A 17,729-nucleotide genomic window follows, 5' to 3' on the forward strand; every position below is an offset into this window, starting at 1 on the left:
GGGATGCGACTATCGGAGGCCCTGGCAAACGTAACCACGGCGGAGCCGCCGCACGATGCGATCGACATCGGCGGCATTTCGATCGATTCCCGCAAGGCCCGGAAAGCCGATCTGTTCGTCGCCCTCCGCGGGGAGCGAGCGGACGGCCACGCATTCCTTGCGCAGGCTGAGCGGGCGGGCGCCGCTGCGGCGCTGGTCGAACGGGAGATCTCCTCCCCGCCGCTTCCGACCGTCCGGGTTGCCTCCACCGACGCCGCCCTTCCGAAGGTTGCGGCGAATTTTCACGGGGACCCGTCCGCGCGTCTCGCGGTGGTGGGGGTGACGGGGACCAACGGAAAAACGACGGTAACGTACCTGCTGGAGTCGATCCTCTCCGCTGCGGGGCGTAAAACGGCGGTGATCGGCACCATCAATTACCGGGTGGGGGAAGAGGTTCTCCGCACGGGCCTCACGACCCCCTTTCCCCACGAGCTGCAGGAGGTGCTGGCGGAGGCGGCGTTCCGCGGCGTCACTCATGTGCTGATGGAGGTGTCCTCGCACAGCGCGATCCAGGGAAGAATCGCGGGGGTGCGGTTCGACGTCGGCGTGTTCACCAACCTGTCCCGCGACCACCTGGATTTCCACGGCGACATGGAGTCCTATTTCGCCGCCAAGGCCAGGTTCTTCCGGGAGTACCTCCCCGCCGGGGGAAAGCGGACGGGAATGGTGATCAGCGCGGATGATCCGTACGGCACAAGGCTTTGCCGTGAGTTTCCGGGGGCGCTGACGTACGGATTCCTGCAGGATCGTGCCGTGGCTCCCGTGCGCGTACAGATGTCGTGGGAAGGGACGCGGATGTCGCTTCGGACGCCTTGGGGAGAGCTCGATCTCCGCACCCGGCTCATCGGGTCCCATAACGCATCTAACGTTATGGCGGCCGTCTGCGTCTCCGGCCTCCTGGGGATTTCCAGCGAGGCGATTCGAGCGGGGATCGAGCGTCTTCCTGCAATCTCCGGGAGGATGGAGGAAATCCCCAACCGGCGGGGGCTGCACATCTACGTCGACTACGCCCACACTCCAGGGGGGTTGGACGTGGTCCTTTCCACGCTCATGGGGCTGGGAGGCGGGCGCCTGATCACGGTATTCGGATGCGGAGGGAACCGGGACCGTGGAAAGCGGCCAGAAATGGGCCGGATCGCGGCGCTCCGCTCGGACGTCGTCGTCGTCACCTCCGACAACCCCCGGAACGAGGACCCCGGTGCCATCCTCTCGGACATCCTGCTCGGCCTGCGGACGGAGGGGTTTCTCGATGGGCGGGGGGAAGTGGCGTGGGACGATGGGTATTTCCTGGTGATTCCCGACAGGAAAGCGGCGATCGATCGGGCGCTGTCCCTTGCGCGGCCGGGAGACACGGTGGCGATCGCCGGGAAAGGACACGAGAATGTACAGATCATCGGAGACCGGAGTCTGCCGTTCGACGACCGGGAAATCGTCCGGGGATTGCTTGCCGCCGACGAGTAGGATGACCCTGGAGGAGGTCGTCGGGGCGATCCAGCCTCTTCGTGCGTGTGGACCGATTCCCGCCCGCACGCCAATCGGGCAGGTCACGACAGACAGCCGCGAGGCGACGCCGGGCGGACTCTTCTTCGCACTGCCGGGAGAAAAGGTCGACGGCGCCGGTTTCGTGGAGGAGGCGTTCCGGAAGGGAACGATGGCAGCCATCGTGTCCGAGGAAAGCGCGGGCAAGATCCCCTCCGCGATCCTGTCCGAAAAGCCCGTGTTCGTCGTCCGGAACGCCGTGGAGGCGCTGGGCGACCTCGCACACGCCCATCGGGAAAGGATGCGGAAGATTCCCCTCGTGGGGATCACGGGGAGCTCGGGCAAGACCTCCACCAAGGAGATGCTTGCCGGCCTCCTCTCGGCCGGAAGAAACGTTCTGAAAAACCCCGGGAACCGGAACAACCTCATCGGTATGCCGCTGGCGCTGCTCGGGCTTTCCGACCGACACGACGTCGCAGTGATGGAGATGGGAACGAACCAGCCGGGGGAGATCGCGCGGCTGGCCCAGATCGCCGCCCCCGATATCGGGATCCTCACCAACATTGCCCCCGCGCACCTGCAAGGGCTTGGGAGCCTCGAGGGGGTTGCGCGCGAGAAGGGGGATCTCTTCCGGGCGCTTCCTGAATCCGGAACCGCGGTGGTGAACGCGACCGACCTGCGGGTCGTACGGGAAGCGGGGCGCTGCCGGGCGAAGAAAATCTATTACGGCGTTGCGCTCAACGAGTTTTCGGGCCGTGTCCTTTCCATGGACGACCGCGGGATGAGGATCGCCGTGCGGACCCCTTCCGGCGGATTCACCTCCGCCCTGCCGGTGACGGGCGAGCACCATCTCATGAACGCGCTGGCGGCCACGGCCGCCGCCTACGTCCTCGGGTTCCGCCCGGAGGACCTTGCCGAAGGCTTCTCCTCCTTCGCCTCCGTGCGGGGGAGGTTTCATCCCATCCCGCTGCGGAGCGGCGGGCTGCTCCTGGACGATAGCTACAACGCGAACCCGGCCTCGATGGAGGCCGCCATCCGGGCCCTCCGGGTTCTTCGCGGAGCCCGGCGCAGCGTGGCCGTTCTGGGGGACATGCTGGAGCTCGGCGAAGCCTCGGCGGCGTCCCATTTCCGGATCGGCCATCTGATCGCGGGGTCCGGCCTGGACCTCCTGTTCACCTACGGGGAGGAGGCGGCGCAAGTCGCCCGGGGCGCTCTCGAGGGGGGGATGGATCACGAAAAGGTGGCCCACACCGGCGATCGGGAACGCCTGAAGGCGATGGTCCTGGGCGCTCTGCGGGAGGGGGACGTCGTCCTTGTCAAGGGGTCCCGGGGGATGCGCCTCGAGGAAATGGCAATCGAGATCGAAAGGAAATGGGCCTGACCGACCATGCTGTATCACCTTCTCTACCCACTGCACGCGGACTACTCCTTCTTCAACGTATTCCGCTACATCACCTTCCGCACCATCTACGCTGCGATCACCGCGCTCCTGCTGTGTTTCGTCATCGGCCCCTGGCTCATCCGGGAACTGGGCTCGCATCAGATCGGGCAGACCATCCGGCGCGACGGCCCGGAGCGGCATCTGGCGAAGGAGGGAACGCCCACGATGGGAGGGCTGCTCATCGTCCTCGCCACCGTGATCCCGACTCTTCTTTGGGCCAACCTGGGGAATCCCTACATCTGGATCGCGGTGTTCGTGACGGTGGGATTCGGGGCGATCGGATTCGCCGACGACTACAAGAAGGTCATCCGGAAGGACTCCAAGGGGCTCTCTCCACGGAAGAAGTTCCTCTGCCAGTTGGCCCTCGCGGGAGTGGCGGCGACGCTCATCTACCTGGACATCGGGATCCAGCCCAAGGTGAGCATCCCGTTCTTCAAGAAGCTCAATCCCAGCCTGGGTGCGTTCTACATCCCGTTCATCATCCTGGTGATCGTGGGGGCGTCCAACGCCGTCAACCTGACGGACGGCCTCGACGGGCTCGCCATCGGGCCGTCGATCATCGCGGCCGGCACCTACATGCTGTTCGCGTACCTGGCGGGGCACATCAAGATCGCCAACTACCTGCAGATCCCGTACGTGCCGGGGGCGGGGGAGCTGACCATCTTCTGTGGGGCGATGGCGGGCGCCGGGATCGGGTTCCTCTGGTACAACACCTACCCGGCCTCGGTGTTCATGGGGGACACGGGCTCCCTCTCCATCGGGGCGGCACTGGGGGTGGTGGCCGTCATGGTGAAGCAGGAGATCGTCCTGGCGCTGGTCGGCGGGGTGTTCGTCATGGAGGCGCTCTCGGTGATCCTGCAGGTGTACTCCTACAAGACGACGCGGAAACGGATCTTCCGCATGGCCCCCGTCCACCATCATTTCGAGCTGAAGGGGTGGGCGGAGCCGAAGATCATCGTGCGGTTCTGGATCATCTCGATCATCCTGGCGCTGCTGGCGATCAGCACGCTCAAGATCCGGTGAGATGGACGCGTTCGAGAGGAAAAACGTCTTCGTGGTCGGCGCCGGGAGGTCGGGAGTCGCCGCTGCCCTGCTCCTGCTGCGGGAGAGAGCGCGCGTGACGCTCCTCGACGAGCGTCCGAAGGCGGCCGTGGAACAGTCCCTCGGGGTCGAGATCCCGCCGCAGGTGACGTTTGTCCACGGCCGGATGCCCGAGAAGGCGGCACGGGGAGTGGACCTCGTCATCCTGTCCCCGGGGGTGCCGGCTTCGAGGCTTCCCCGGGAGGCGCTGCGCCGTGCGAACGTTCCGGTGTGGGGGGAGCTGGAGCTCGGTTTCCGGCGGTTCCGGGGAAACGTGGCGGCCGTCACGGGGACCAACGGCAAGTCGACCGTGACGACGCTCCTCGGGGACATGGTGGCGCGTGCATTTTCCCGCGTATTCGTCGGAGGGAACCTGGGGACACCGCTTGTCGCAGCGGCCGGAGAGCCGTTCGATTGGGGCGTGGTCGAGGTGTCGAGCTTCCAGCTGGAGTCGATCGACGCGTTCCGGCCGAAAGTTGCGGTTCTCCTGAACCTCACGGAGGACCACAGCGACCGGTACGAAAATTTCTCCGCATACGCGGAGACGAAGACGGCGATCCTCCGGAACCAGGGCGCGACCGACACGGCCGTCATCAACGGCGACGACCCGGAAATCATCTCCCGGGCCGACCGGATACGGGCGGAGAAGATCCCGTTTTCCCTGACCCGGCCCCTTTCCGAAGGGGTGTGCCTGGACGGCGGGGAAATGGTCTATCGCAACGGCGTGCAGGAAGAGCGTTACCCCAGGGCGCTGCTGCGGATCCGGGGATTGCAGAACGTGGAAAACGCCATGGCGGCGATCGCGGCCGCGCGACGGATCGGGGTCCCGCCGGAGGCAGTGCGCGAGGCCCTCGCGGCCTTCCCCGGGCTGCCGCACCGGGTGGAGTTCGTCCGGCAGTTCCGGGGCGTCTCCTGGTTCAACGACTCCAAGGGGACCAACGTCGGTGCGGTGCTCAAGTGCCTGGAGGGATTCCCGGAGCCGATCGTGCTGATCGCGGGGGGGAAGGACAAGGGGGTCGATTTCCACCCGCTGCGCGAACCTCTGCGCCGCAAGGCCCGGGCGGCGGTTCTCTTCGGCGAGGCCCGCGGGAGGATGGAGCGTGTGCTTTCCGGCACGGTGCCGCTCACGATGGTCGGGACCCTTGACGAGGCCGTCCGGAAGGCGGCCGGGCTCGCGCGGCAAGGGGATGTCGTGATCCTTTCGCCGGCCTGTTCCAGCTTCGACCAGTTCCGGAATTTCGAGGATCGGGGCGAGACGTTCCGCAGGGCCGTGAAGGAGCTTCCGGGATGAATATCGGCAAGCGGCACGAGAACCTGATCCTGTTCTTCTGCACCCTGATCCTGGCGGTCCTCGGGGCCGTGATGGTGTTCAGCGCGACCTCCGTGACCGCCGTCGCCTCCGCGCGCTTCGGGAACGACACGGCGTACTTCTTCAAGCGGCAGGTCCTTTTCCTCGTTTTGGGCGCATCCCTGGCGGTCTTGCTGACGAGGATCGACTACGACTTCTACCGCCGGCGCCTCTGGCTCATCCTCGCCGCAACCTTCGTGCTCCTTCTCCTGGTCTTCGTCCCCGGCGTCCGGCACACGGCGAACGGCGCATCCCGCTGGATCAACCTCCGCGCATTCACGTTCCAGCCGTCGGAACTCGCCAAATTCGTGCTCATCGCTTTCGCGGCTTACGCCATCGACCGGAAGGGGGAAAACCCCAAAGAGGGCCTCAAGGTCTTCCTGCCGGTGCTTTCGGTGATGGGAGTTTTCGTCGCCTTGATCCTCAAGGAGCCCGATTTCGGGATGGCGGTGGTCATCGTGGTCTCCTTCATGGCGCTCCTGTTCATCGCCGGATTCCCCTGGAAACTGCTGGCGGGGCTCCTTGGCGCGGGAGCGGCGGGGGTCGCTTTCCTGATCGCGACGAAGCCGTACCGCATGGCGCGGCTGCAGGCGTTCATCGATCCCTTCTCCCAGGCCCAGACGGCCGGCTACCAGGTGGTGCAGTCGCTGATCGCCTTTTCCAACGGAGGGCTCCTGGGGACGGGAATCGGTTCGGGGAGGCAGAAGCTGTTTTACCTTCCGGAGATGCACACGGATTACATCTTCTCCGTCATCGGGGAGGAACTGGGGTTCGCCGGAGTCGTGGCCGTGGGGGCCTGTTTCCTGACGATGGTGTGGGTGGGGTTCCGGATCGCGCGCCGCGCCCGCGACCTGTTCGGGAGATACCTGGCGATCGGCCTGTCGTCGGTGATCGGCATCCAGGCGCTGATGAACATGATGGTGGGGTTGAAGATGCTCCCCCCCAAGGGGATGGTGCTTCCGTTCTTAAGCTACGGTGGAAGCTCCCTGATTCTCCACCTGGCGGCGATGGGGGTGCTGATCAACATCTCGATGAAAGGGGCGGAAGCCTTTGTCGATAACTCTGATCATCGCGGGCGGGGGAACCGGCGGGCACGTTTTTCCGGGGATCGCGCTTGCTGAGGCGTTCCAGGAGGCGGTCCCCGGCGGCTCCGTTTCCTTCGTCGGGACGGAGAGCGGCCTCGAGTCGAGAGCCGTCCCGGCGCGGGGGTACGAGATCGATTTCGTCCCTTCGGGCCAGGTCAGAGGCAAGGGGGCCGGTGGATTGCTGGGGATGGCGCGGATGGTGAAGGGGATCGCGGTAGCGTTCTCGGTTCTGGGGCGTCGGCGGCCGGATCTGGTTTTCGGCGTCGGCGGGTACGCCTCCGTTCCGGTTTCCGTCGCGGCATGGATGAGCGGAATCCCCCTCTTCCTGCAGGAGCAGAATGCCGTGCCGGGCCGGGCAAACCGGATGCTGGGGAGGATGGCGAGGAAAGTATACGCGGGGTTCGGGGGGACTGCCGCCTATTTCCCGGCCGGCCGCACGGAAGTCGTGGGGAACCCTGTCCGGCGGGAGGTCGTTGGCGCGCGGAAATCCGGGACGGTTGTCCGATCGGATTCCCGCTTCACCGTTTTCGCGCTGGGCGGATCGCAAGGAGCGCAGGCGATCAACGCCCTGGTCCTCGAGATGGGCAGGCGAGTGAAAGAGGAACGGCGCTCGATCGCGTTCGTTCTGCAGACCGGCGCCGGCGAGTTCGAGTCGGCGGAAACGATCATCCGGGAGGAGGGATTGCCGATCGAGCCGTTCCCGTTCACCGACCGGATCGGGGAAATCTTCGCCCGGAGCGACGCCGTCCTCATGCGGGCGGGCGCGCTCTCGATCGCAGAGGCCTCACTTTTCGGGAAGCCCTGTATTCTCATCCCGTACCCGTATGCCGCCGATCGGCACCAGGAGAAAAACGCCCGGGAGTTCTGCGCCGGCGGGGCCGGCGTGTGGATGCGGCAGGAGGAGGCCACCGGGAAACGGATCCTCTCGACGCTTGCCGCCTGGGCGTCCGACACCGGTGTCCGGGCCGCCGCCGGGGAAGCGGCAGCGAGATTTTCCCGCCCGGACGCGGCGGAACGGATCATCCGCTCGGCGCTTTGCGAGATCGGGAAAGGGCAGGGGGCGCCCCATGTATAGGAAGGACCTCCGCATCCATTTCGTCGGCATCGGCGGGATCGGAATGAGCGGCATCGCGGAGCTCCTTCTCAACCTGGGATACCGGGTGAGCGGCTCGGACCTGCGCAAGTCCGACATCACCGACCGGCTGTCGCAGCTGGGCGCGGAGATCCAGGAGGGACACGCCGCGAAGAACGTTCCGGAAGACGGCCACGTCGTCGTGTTCTCCTCGGCCGTCAAGGTGGACAATCCGGAAGTGGTGGAGGCACACCGGCGGAAGATCCCCGTTATCCCCCGCGCGGAGATGCTGGCCGAGCTGATGAGGATGAAATACGGGATCGCGATCGCGGGAACGCACGGCAAGACGACCACCACGTCGATGGTGGCCACCATCCTGGCAGCGGCCGGCTGGGACCCGACCGCCGTGGTCGGCGGGAGGCTGAACAGTCTTGGATCCAACGCCAAGCTCGGTCAGGGGGAGTTCCTGGTGGCCGAGGCCGACGAGAGCGACGGGTCGTTTCTCAAGCTGTCGCCCACGGTGGCGGTCGTGACGAACATCGACCCCGAGCACCTCGATTTCTATTCCGGGATCGGCCAGATCAAGGAGACCTTCCTCCACTTCATCAACAAGGTCCCCTTCTACGGCTTTGCCGTGCTGTGTCTCGACCACCCGAACGTGCAGGAGCTGATCCCGTCGGTGGCGAAGACATTCGTCACCTACGGATTCTCGGTCCACGCGGATTATCGCGCCGATGGGGTCGTATCGGAAGGGATGAGCAACCGATTCCGCGTGATCCGATGCGGGGAGACGCTCGGGGAGGTGACGCTCAAGGCCCCCGGCCGGCACAACGTGAGCAACGCCCTCGCGGCGGCGGCGGTGGCGGCGGAGCTCGGGATCTCCTTCGAGCGAATCCGCGCCGGGCTCGCCGATTACGACGGTGTTGCCCGGAGGTTCCAGGTGAAGGGGGAGCGGAACGGCGTGACGGTCGTCGACGATTACGGCCACCACCCTGTCGAGATCCGGGCCACGCTGGCGGCGGCCCGGGAGGTGTGGCCGTCGAGAAGAATCGTCGTCGGGTTCCAGCCGCACCGGTACTCGCGCACGCAATCCCTGTTCCGAGATTTTCTCTCCGCGTTCAACGACGCGGATCTGCTCTTCGTTTTCGATGTCTATCCCGCCGGGGAAGAGCCGATCCCCGGGGCTTCCGGGGAGCGTCTCTGCGAGGCGATCCGCGAGCACGGGCACAAGGCGGCGATCTATGCGGGCAAGGCCGGGGACGCCCTTTCCACGGTCGCAGCGGGGCTTTGCGCGGGCGATATATTCCTAACGATGGGGGCAGGCGATGTCTGGAAACTGGGAGAAGGCGTTTTATCCGGCTGACGGCCGGGTGAAGGGGAAGCGGATGGCTGGAAGGACGGGGAAGGTGGAAGAGGTGTATGGGGCCAAGCTCCGCGATTTCACCACGATCGGAATCGGCGGCGCGGCCGAGCGGATGATCTTCCCCCGCTCCCTCCAGGAGGTCCAGGAGATTCTCAAGATGGAGCGGGAGGAAGGGCGCGAGGTGCGCTTTCTCGGTGCGGGCAGCAACCTCCTCGTCTACGACGGCGGGGTGCGGGGGACGGTGCTTTGCCTCAAAAAGAACATGGGGAAGATGCTCTTTTCCGCCGGAGGCTCGGTCGTCGCGGAAGGCGGGACGATGCTCCCTCGCTTCGCGGTGCTGTGTGCCCTGTCCGGCCTATCCGGCTCCGAGGAGCTGGCCGGGATCCCGGGAACGGTGGGAGGCGCGATGTCGATGAACGCGGGGGCATACGGCCGGTTCATCGGAGAAATCGCCGAGTGGGTGGAAATCGTGGACGCCGAAGGGAGACTGCACCGGCTCGTTGCGCACAACATCGGGTTTGCGTACCGCGAGGCAGCGCTCCCCGTGCGGGGGGTAATCGCCCGGGTGGGCTTCCGACTGGCCCCCGGCGTTCCGGACGAGGTGTTCGCCCGGATGAAAACGCTGAACGAGAAGCGCCGCGCGACCCAGCCCTGGGGGGAGCGGACCTTCGGCTCTACCTTCCGCAATCCGCCGAACGAGAAAGCGGGCCGGCTGCTGGAGCAGGCAGGGATGAAGGGCGCGCGGGAGGGCGATGCCCTTTTCTCGGAGAAGCACGCCAATTTCCTGATCAACACGGGGCGGGCAACCTCCGCCGAAGCGCTCCGGCTCATCGTGCGAGGCCGAGAGCAGGTGCGGGTGATGGCGGGGATCGACCTCGCACTCGAAGTCAAGCTGTGGGGCGACTTCGATGCCTGAGAAGGGCAGGTACCGGGGAAAGACGGTGGGAGTGTTCCTCGGCGGTGAGTCCTCCGAGCGGGAGGTGTCGCTCCGCACCGGCGGTGCCGCGGTCTCGGCCCTCCGCCGGCTGGGGTACCCGGTCCGTGAGATCGACATCCGCGGGGACTGGCTCGCCGGCATCCGGGGCGCTGGCGTGGACGTCGCCTTCCTTGCGCTGCACGGCCGGTTCGGCGAGGACGGCTGCATCCAGGGAGCGTTGGAGCTGGCGCGGGTCCCCTATACCGGGTCGGGCGTGGCCGCCTCCGCTCTCTCGATGAGCAAGGTCCTGGCCAAGCGGATAGCGGCCTCCGCCGGGGTTCCCGTCGCGCAGGACGCCCTCTACGATGGGGAGATGCCCGGTGCGCCTCCTCCTTCCGACATCGGCTTTCCCTTCGTCGTCAAACCGGATCGCGAGGGGTCCACGGTGGGGGTCAGCATCGTCCGAGGGCCGGAGGAGTGGGGTCCGGCCATGGCGGAAGCGGGAAAATTCGACCGCCGGATCCTCGTGGAGGCGTACATTCCGGGGCGGGAGATCACGGTAGGCATCCTGAACGGGAGGGTCCTGCCGGCGATCGAGATCGTCCCGAAGTCCGGCTCGGGGTTCTACGACTACCGGTCCAAATACACCGCAGGCCAGACCGAGTACGTCATCCCGGTCCCGATGGACCGCGACATCCTCGTGCGGGCGGCGGAATACACCCGCAAGGCCGCGGTGGCGCTCTCGCTCCGGGGGGCGGCCCGCCTCGATTACCGGGTGGATCCCGCGGGAAACCTGTTCTTCCTGGAGGCGAACACGATCCCCGGGATGACGGAGACCAGCCTGCTGCCGAAGGCCGCGAAGTTCGACGGGATGACCTTCGATGAGCTGGTGGAAGAGATCCTGGACGACGCGGGGCTCGGGAAATAGATGATCGAGTACAAGGCCTACCACAAAAAGTCGCTCGGGAAGCGGAGGAAAAAAGTGCACGCCGCCCGCAAGAAGGGGAAGGAAAAGAACGGTGCGGCCGCACGGATCAACCTCCGGCAGGTGCTTCCCGTCGCGGCGGCGATCCTGGTCGTCGTTCTCGTCACGGCGGCGGGGGCCACGGTCTACTCCTGGCTGGGGCACTCCCGGCTCTTTTCGGTCCGCGACATCGACATGAACCGTTGCGCCTACGTGACCCGGGACGAGGTGTCGGGAATCCTGTCCGGCGTGGCGCAGGGAAACATCTGGTCGCTCTCGTCGCGGGACATCGGTCGCAGGCTGCTCACCCACCCCTGGGTCCGCAGCGTGTCGGTGAGGAAGGTATTCCCCGACCGGCTCGTGGTCCGCATCGAGGAGCGGAAACCAGCGGCAATGGTCAACCTCGACGCCCTCTACTACGTCGACGAAGAAGGGACGATCTTCAAGCGGCTCACCGCCTACGACCCGAAGAATTTTCCCATCGTGACCGGGTTCTCGCGGGGAGAGCTCACCGCGCGGGACGCCGTCACCCTGCAGAACCTGAGAAAGACGCTGGAGCTGTTGCGGAGCACGGAGTCGGGGGTGCTCCGTCAGAACATCTCTGAAGTCCACTTCGACGCCCAGGAAGGGTACACGCTGGTGACTCGGGACTCGGGGCTGCAGCTCAAGATCGGCATGATGGATTTCCGGGAGGCGATGAAGCGGATCGAGGAGGCCTTGCCCAAGCTCTCCAGCGTTGGGCAGGCGAGGGGCATCGTCGATCTGAAAACTGCGGGCCGCATTTACGTGCGGCCGGGGGAATAAATGGAAACGGTTTCGGGACCGGTGATCGCCGGGTTGGACGTCGGGTCGAGCAAGGTCGCCACGGTCGTGGCCAGGAAGGGGCCGGAAGGCCTGGAGATCCTGGGAGTGGGGAGGGCCGAAACGGACGGGATGCGGAAGGGGGCCGTGGTGAACGTGGACGCCACGGTCAAGTCGATCCAGCAAAGCCTTGGCGAGGCGGAGAAGATGACGGGAGTCTCGATCCCGTCCGTCTTCGTCGGCGTGTCCGGCCCGCTGATCAAGTCGTTCAACAGTCACGCCGCGATCTCGGTCCGCAACGAGCGGGAGGTGACCGAGGTGGACGTCGCGCGCGTCCTGGAGCTCGCGAAGGCGGTCGAGCTTCCCAACGACCGGGAGGTCCTCCACGTCCTGACGCAGGAGTTCATCGTCGACGACATGGGAGGGATCAAGGACCCGCGCGGCATGACCGGCATCCGGCTGGACGCCCGCGTCCACGTGGTGACCGACGACGTCCCCAGCACGCGCAACCTCGTCAAGTGCGTCGAGAAGGCGGAACTGGGCATCGACGACATCGCGCTCAGCCCCCTCGCATCTGCGAATGCGGTGCTGACTCCGGAGGAGAAGGAAGTCGGAGTGGTCCTGCTCGATTTCGGGGCGGGCACCGTGGAGATGGCCATTTTCTACGATGGGGCCCTGCGGCACACCTTCGTCCTCCCCCTGGGAGGAGCGAACATCACGTCGGACGTGGCCGTCGGGCTTAAGGTTCCCTGGGCGGACGCGGAGGGGTTAAAGATCTCCTCCGGGTGCGCCATGATCCAGAAGGTCCGGCGGGACGAGCTGGTGGAGCTTCCGGGAGTGGGTGGCCGCCAGCCCCGGCCGATCCGCCGTCAATACCTGAGCGAGATCATCGAGCCGCGCACCGAGGAGATCTTCGGACTCCTTCGGAAGGAGATCCTCCGCTCGGGATTCGAGGAGATGCTCGGCGCGGGAGTCGTGCTGACCGGCGGGGGTTCCCTCCTCGACGGGCTTCCCGAGCTCGGGGAAAGGGTGTTCCAGCTCCCCGTCCGGCGCGGCGGTCCAATCGGCGTTGGCGGACTTGTGGAGGTCATCGGGAGTCCCGGCTACGCGACCGCGGTAGGGCTTGCAATCTACGGTTCGAGCATGGCCGAGGTCCTGGTCGCCCGGGAAGAAGTGGCGGGCAGCGCGGGTTGGCTGGAACGGGTCAAGCAGTTCCTTACGGATATTTTCTGATTCGATTAAATACGAAGGAGGTCGCCATGTTCACACTGATCGAGGAGAATCGCTGCCACGCGGTCATCAAGGTATTCGGCGTGGGGGGAGGCGGCGGTAACGCCATCAATACGATGATCGAGGAGGGGCTCTCGGGCGTGGAGTTCATCGTCGCCAACACGGACGCCCAGGCCCTCTCGAAGAACCTGGCCCCGCTCAAGATCCAGATGGGGGCGAGACTGACCAAGGGATTGGGCGCGGGGGCGAACCCCGACATCGGCCGCGAGGCCGCTCTGGAGGACCGGGACCTGCTCCGCGAGGCGCTCTCCGGCGCCGACATGGTGTTCCTCACGGCGGGGCTCGGCGGCGGGACCGGCACGGGCGCAGGCCCCATCGTCGCGGAGGTCGCCAGGGAGGTGGGTGCACTTTCGGTGGCGGTGGTCACCCGTCCCTTCTCCTTCGAGGGGGCCACGCGGAGGCGCCAGGCCGAGATCGGGGTCAAGGACCTGCGCAGCCTCGTCGATACGATCATCGTCATCCCGAACGAGAAGCTGCTGCTCATTGCCGGGAAGGAGATGCGTTTCGTGGAGGCGTTCCGGAAGGTCGACGAGGTCCTGTTCCAGGCGGTCCGCAGCATCTCGGAGCTGGTGACCAAGCCGGGATACATCAACCTCGACTTCGCGGACGTCAAGGCGATCATGGCCGGCATGGGCGTCGCGCTGATGGGCACCGGCTGCGCCTCCGGGCAGAACCGGGCGGTCGCCGCGGCGGAGAAGGCGATCTCCAGCCCACTGCTGGAGGACGTCTCGATCCGGGGGGCGCGCGGGGTGCTGATCAACATCACCGCGGGACCCTCGCTCTCCTTAAGCGAGGTCAACGAGGCGGCGAGCCTCGTCCGGGAGGAGGCCGACGATGATGCGAACATCATCTTCGGCACCGTCATCGACGAGGGGCTCGGGGAGGAATTCAAGGTGACGGTCATCGCGACCGGGTTCGAATCGGGGGTGGCGGAGAGCTTCTGGAAGGGTCCGCGCCGCACGATCAAGCTGGTGGGCAAGGAGGATCTGGAGAAGCCGACATTCCTCCGGGCCGCGGCGCAGAAGCCCCCGGAGCGGATCGAGGACCTCCCCGTCATCGACAAGGAGAGCGAGTCGGAGGCCCTCGAGGAGTTCGAGATCCCGACGTTCCTGCGCCGCCGCGGAGAGTAGGAAGCTCCGCCCCCTAAGGGGCAGCCGGGATTCGTCATGGCGTGGGAGATCCGAAAACTCCACGACGTCGTCCTGTCCCGCGAGGTCGGAGCCAAGAGGAAAGAGTGGGGCGGCAGGCTCCGCGTCGCACTGGTCTACCCGAACCGATACGCGGCGGGGATGTCGAACCTCGGGTTCCTCTCCATCCATGCACGCATCAACGAGAGGCCCGACGCCCTGTGCGAGCGGGCCTTTTTACCGTCCGCCGCGGAGGAGCGGATCCTCGCCCGCCGGTCGCTTCCCCTCTCGACCCTGGAAAGCGGCTGTACCCTGAAGGATTTCGACGTCGTCGCATTTTCCCTGTCGTACGAGAACGATCTCCTGAACGTCCCGTCGATCCTTTCGGCGGGGGACGTCCCGCCGTTTCGCAAGGACCGGGAGGCCGCCGGCGGTCGTCGGCCGCTGGTCCTCGCCGGAGGTTTCGCCGCCTCTCTCAACCCCGAGCCTTCCGGGGTTTTCGCCGACGCCGTGGTGATCGGCGACGGCGAAAGGGCGTCGGAAGCGGTTCTCGACCTGGGAGATCCTCATCCCGCGGACAAGGGATACCTGAAAAGTCTTGCCGCCATCTCCGGCGTCTACATCCCGGCCGGTTACGTTCCCGAATACCTCGAGCCCATCGGCGGCGATCCCGGGAAGGAAGGAAGGCTGCGAGCCCTGAACAACCTTCCCGGTTTTCCCGGGCACGTCGCGCGGGAGACCGTTTCCCTCTCCGAATACCCCCCGCTTCCCACCGTACTGGCCGAGGACGCCGAACTGGGAAGGATGGCCCTGGTGGAGACCTCCCGGGGTTGCCCCCAGAGGTGCGGGTTCTGCGCCGCCGCGCACGCCTGCCCGGAATTCCGCGAGATGCCTCTTCCCTTCGTGCGCGCGGCCGTCGACGCTGCCTGGCCCCATCGGCGCAGGATCGGGCTGATCGGCGCCGCGGTTCTCGACTGGAGCTCGTTCCGGGAATTTTCAAAGGAAGTTCTCGCCCGCGGGGGGACGGTGTCGCCCGCCTCGGTCCGGGCGGACCTGGTGGACGAGGAGATCGCGGACATCCTGAAGCGCAGCGGACACCGCACGGTGGCGCTGGCTCCCGAGTGCGGAAGCGAACGCCTGCGCGCCCGCGTCGGCAAACGGGTACCCAACCGGGTCTTTTTCTCCGCGGGAAAAACTCTCGCCCGCGCGGGGATCGTATCGTTCAAGCTCTACTTCCTCGTGGGAGTCCCCGGGGCGGAGCGGGATGAGGAGGTCGAGGGCGCCGTTGGCTTCCTCCAGAATTACCGGCACGCCGTGCTCGAGGAGTGCAGAACAGTGGGGCGGATGGGCACCGTGACGGTGGTCCTGTCGCCCTTCGTGCCGAAGCCTTTCACTCCGTTGCAATGGGCACCGATGGCGTCCGAGGCGGAACTCAAGCTGCGCCAAGAGAAAATCGCTGTCGGGGTGCGGGCAATCCCCAATCTGCGCATCGACCCCGAAGCTCCGCAGACGGCCATTTTACAAGGCTTCCTCGGCCTGTCGGATCGGCGCGTGGAGCAGGCATTGCACCACGCCCGCAAGGGGAGGCTGAAACTCTCTCCAGAAAACCTCGCTGTTCCCCTCTCCGAGATCGCCTACCGGGAGAAAAGGGGGGACGAATATTTCCCCTGGGATATCATCGAAGGCGGTCTGCCAAAGAAGGTCCTCCGGAAGCGGTACGAAGCGATCCTGAAGGACTGACCGCACTCTCGTTATCCAAATCCGCCGTGTTTTCATCCGAACCCTCCCACTCCTTCTTTAGCGAAAGGAACGCGAATTGCTAAGAATTCTCCCGGTGTTGTTTTCGAAAGGCATCCAAGGGGGATGTCCTTGGCATATACCATCGTAAAGATTCCTCCGGACGGGAAGCCGAAGCTTCTCGACCAGGTTCGTGTCGTGCTTCGGAAACGACACTACAGCCACCGCACAGAGGAAGCCTACGTAGGGTGGATACGGCAATATATCCGGTATCACGGAATCCGGCACCCAAGGGAGATGGGGAAGGAGGAAATCGAGAATTTCCTGTCCCATCTCGCTGTGGTGCGAGAGGTGGCGGCTACCACCCAAAACCAGGCGCTGGCCGCCCTTCTTTTCCTGTATCGCGATGTTCTAGGCATCACCCTCGATTGGCTTGAAAACATTGTGAGGGCAAAGAAGCCGGTAAGGCTTCCGGTCGTGATGACCCGGGCAGAGGTGACGAAAGTCTCATCAAAACTTTATGGACAAAACTGGATCGCCGGGATGCTCATGTACGGCGCGGGTCTCCGGCTCCTGGAATGCCTGCAGCTTCGCGTGAAGGACATCGATTTCGGATACCGACAGATCGTCGTCAGGGAGGGGAAGGGGGGCAAGGCCCGGGTGACCATCCTGCCCTCTGCCATAGAGGATCGTTTGAAATTTCATCTTGAGGAAGTCGAGGCACGGCACGAAAAGGATTTGAGCGAAGGCGGCGGCTACGTTAAACTTCCGGATGGGCTCGACAGGAAATATCCGGGTGCGGATCGACAATGGCGTTGGCAATGGGTGTTCCCTGCTGCGAGGCAATATATCGACCCCGCGACCGGATGTCCTTACCGGCACCACTTGCACGAAACGGTCCTCCAGAGGGCAGTAAAGGAGGCAGCTTCCCGTGCCGGAATCTCCAAGAAGATCACCTGTCACACTTTCCGGCATTCATTCGCTACCCATCTACTCGAGGAAGGGTACGACATTCGAACCATACAGGAGTTACTGGGGCATAAAGACGTCAACACGACGATGATCTATACGCACGTCCTCAATCGAGGAGGAAGATGTGTGCGAAGCCCCATGGATTTTCCCAAGTAGAATATCACGGTCTTCAAAAGCCGATTTAGGCTGCACTTCTCGCAGTCTAAACCTATTGGCAATCGATCCCATCTCAACCAAACCTCCTATTATCAAAAGTATTTTCCCCCGATTTAAGAAATTACTCTTTCCAAGATCCCGTATGATACGAGATGTATTTGTGATTTTATTAGACTGACAGCCAAACCGTCTAATTTAAGTTAGGCCTATTTCTCTATTGACGAAGGAGTATGAAGTGATTACATTGTAATTATATCGATGTTGGTTGGAGGTGGTATTCGATGAAGGCAAGCATCGTTCGTATCGGGAATTCCCAAGGCATTCGAATCCCCAAAGTGGTGTTGGAACAGACCCACCTAAGCGGCGAGGTTGAGCTTGAGGTTCGGGACCGCCAAATTATCATCCGCTCAACGAAAAAGCCGCGCCAGGGCTGGGCGGAAAAGTTCCGGGCTATGGCGGAACGGGGTGATGACAAGTTATTGGATGCGGAGGCGGTCAGCCAGACTTCCTGGGATAAGGAAGAATGGGAATGGAAGTGAAACGGTTTGAAGTCTACCTGGTGAGCTTGGACCCTACCGTTGGAAGCGAGATCAAGAAGAGTCGTCCCTGTCTTGTCATCTCGCCGGACGAATTAAACCGATTCATCGCCACAGTCATAGTTGCCCCAATGACCACGAAGGGGCGAGATTATCCCTCTCGGGTTTCTTGTGTTTTCCAAGGTAAGCAAGGTCAGGTTGTTTTAGACCAGATTCGTACAGTCGACAAAACGAGATTAGTGAAGCGGTTGGGGAAAGTTGGGCCGCAGACGCAGTCGGAGGTTTTATCGGCTTTGGCAGAACTGTTTTCTTGAAAAGGCCTA

Annotated in this window: 16 protein-coding genes; all 16 read left to right on the forward strand. The window is 64.5% G+C overall.

Features of this window, described 5'->3' with window-relative positions; translation table 11 throughout:
* Positions 1-3: 3 nt before the first annotated feature.
* The 16 genes from A2Z13_02005 (at position 4) to A2Z13_02080 (ending at position 17,720) form a co-directional block, all read left to right on the forward strand.
* On the forward strand, positions 4-1,500 hold the full coding sequence (locus A2Z13_02005; GenBank protein OGP77537.1) for a UDP-N-acetylmuramoyl-L-alanyl-D-glutamate--2,6-diaminopimelate ligase: 1,497 nt from the start codon (positions 4-6) through the stop codon (positions 1,498-1,500).
* A gap of 1 nt (position 1,501) precedes the next feature.
* On the forward strand, positions 1,502-2,899 hold the full coding sequence (locus A2Z13_02010) for a hypothetical protein (GenBank protein OGP77538.1): 1,398 nt from the start codon (positions 1,502-1,504) through the stop codon (positions 2,897-2,899).
* Positions 2,900-2,905: 6 nt separating this feature from the next.
* Positions 2,906-3,982: a phospho-N-acetylmuramoyl-pentapeptide-transferase gene (locus A2Z13_02015; GenBank protein OGP77539.1), complete on the forward strand. Its 1,077-nt coding sequence runs from the start codon at positions 2,906-2,908 to the stop codon at positions 3,980-3,982.
* A 1-nt stretch (position 3,983) separates the two neighbouring features.
* Positions 3,984-5,330 carry a UDP-N-acetylmuramoylalanine--D-glutamate ligase gene (locus tag A2Z13_02020; GenBank protein OGP77540.1) on the forward strand — a complete coding sequence of 449 codons (1,347 nt, stop codon included), beginning with the start codon at positions 3,984-3,986 and terminating at the stop codon, positions 5,328-5,330.
* Positions 5,327-6,508, forward strand: coding sequence for a cell division protein FtsW (locus tag A2Z13_02025; protein ID OGP77541.1), 1,182 nt, complete (start codon positions 5,327-5,329; stop codon positions 6,506-6,508). Before A2Z13_02020 ends, A2Z13_02025 begins: the two co-directional genes overlap by 4 nt.
* A gap of 142 nt (positions 6,509-6,650) precedes the next feature.
* On the forward strand, positions 6,651-7,547 hold the full coding sequence (locus A2Z13_02030) for a hypothetical protein (GenBank protein ID OGP77542.1): 897 nt from the start codon (positions 6,651-6,653) through the stop codon (positions 7,545-7,547).
* Positions 7,540-8,907, forward strand: a complete 1,368-nt coding sequence (locus A2Z13_02035; protein ID OGP77543.1) for a UDP-N-acetylmuramate--L-alanine ligase — start codon at positions 7,540-7,542, stop codon at positions 8,905-8,907. The genes A2Z13_02030 and A2Z13_02035 overlap by 8 nt, the downstream gene beginning before the upstream one ends.
* A 22-nt stretch (positions 8,908-8,929) precedes the next feature.
* Complete coding sequence (locus tag A2Z13_02040) at positions 8,930-9,823, forward strand: UDP-N-acetylenolpyruvoylglucosamine reductase (GenBank protein OGP77572.1); 894 nt, start codon at positions 8,930-8,932, stop codon at positions 9,821-9,823.
* Positions 9,816-10,751, forward strand: coding sequence for a hypothetical protein (locus tag A2Z13_02045; GenBank protein OGP77544.1), 936 nt, complete (start codon positions 9,816-9,818; stop codon positions 10,749-10,751). Before A2Z13_02040 ends, A2Z13_02045 begins: the two co-directional genes overlap by 8 nt.
* On the forward strand, positions 10,752-11,591 hold the full coding sequence (locus tag A2Z13_02050; GenBank protein OGP77545.1) for a hypothetical protein: 840 nt from the start codon (positions 10,752-10,754) through the stop codon (positions 11,589-11,591).
* Positions 11,592-12,821, forward strand: a complete 1,230-nt coding sequence (locus A2Z13_02055; GenBank protein ID OGP77546.1) for a cell division protein FtsA — start codon at positions 11,592-11,594, stop codon at positions 12,819-12,821.
* 26 nt (positions 12,822-12,847) lie between these two features.
* Positions 12,848-14,008: a cell division protein FtsZ gene (locus A2Z13_02060; protein OGP77547.1), complete on the forward strand. Its 1,161-nt coding sequence runs from the start codon at positions 12,848-12,850 to the stop codon at positions 14,006-14,008.
* Between the two features lie 36 nt (positions 14,009-14,044).
* Positions 14,045-15,745, forward strand: coding sequence for a hypothetical protein (locus A2Z13_02065; protein ID OGP77548.1), 1,701 nt, complete (start codon positions 14,045-14,047; stop codon positions 15,743-15,745).
* A 123-nt stretch (positions 15,746-15,868) separates the two neighbouring features.
* Positions 15,869-16,870 carry an integrase gene (locus A2Z13_02070; protein ID OGP77549.1) on the forward strand — a complete coding sequence of 334 codons (1,002 nt, stop codon included), beginning with the start codon at positions 15,869-15,871 and terminating at the stop codon, positions 16,868-16,870.
* A 281-nt stretch (positions 16,871-17,151) separates the two neighbouring features.
* Positions 17,152-17,409 carry a MazE family transcriptional regulator gene (locus tag A2Z13_02075; GenBank protein OGP77550.1) on the forward strand — a complete coding sequence of 86 codons (258 nt, stop codon included), beginning with the start codon at positions 17,152-17,154 and terminating at the stop codon, positions 17,407-17,409.
* Positions 17,394-17,720: a transcriptional regulator gene (locus tag A2Z13_02080; GenBank protein OGP77551.1), complete on the forward strand. Its 327-nt coding sequence runs from the start codon at positions 17,394-17,396 to the stop codon at positions 17,718-17,720. Before A2Z13_02075 ends, A2Z13_02080 begins: the two co-directional genes overlap by 16 nt.
* Positions 17,721-17,729: the final 9 nt, after the last annotated feature.

This window comes from Deltaproteobacteria bacterium RBG_16_64_85 (assembly GCA_001798885.1).
Lineage (GTDB): Bacteria > Desulfobacterota > Deferrimicrobia > Deferrimicrobiales > Deferrimicrobiaceae > FEB-35.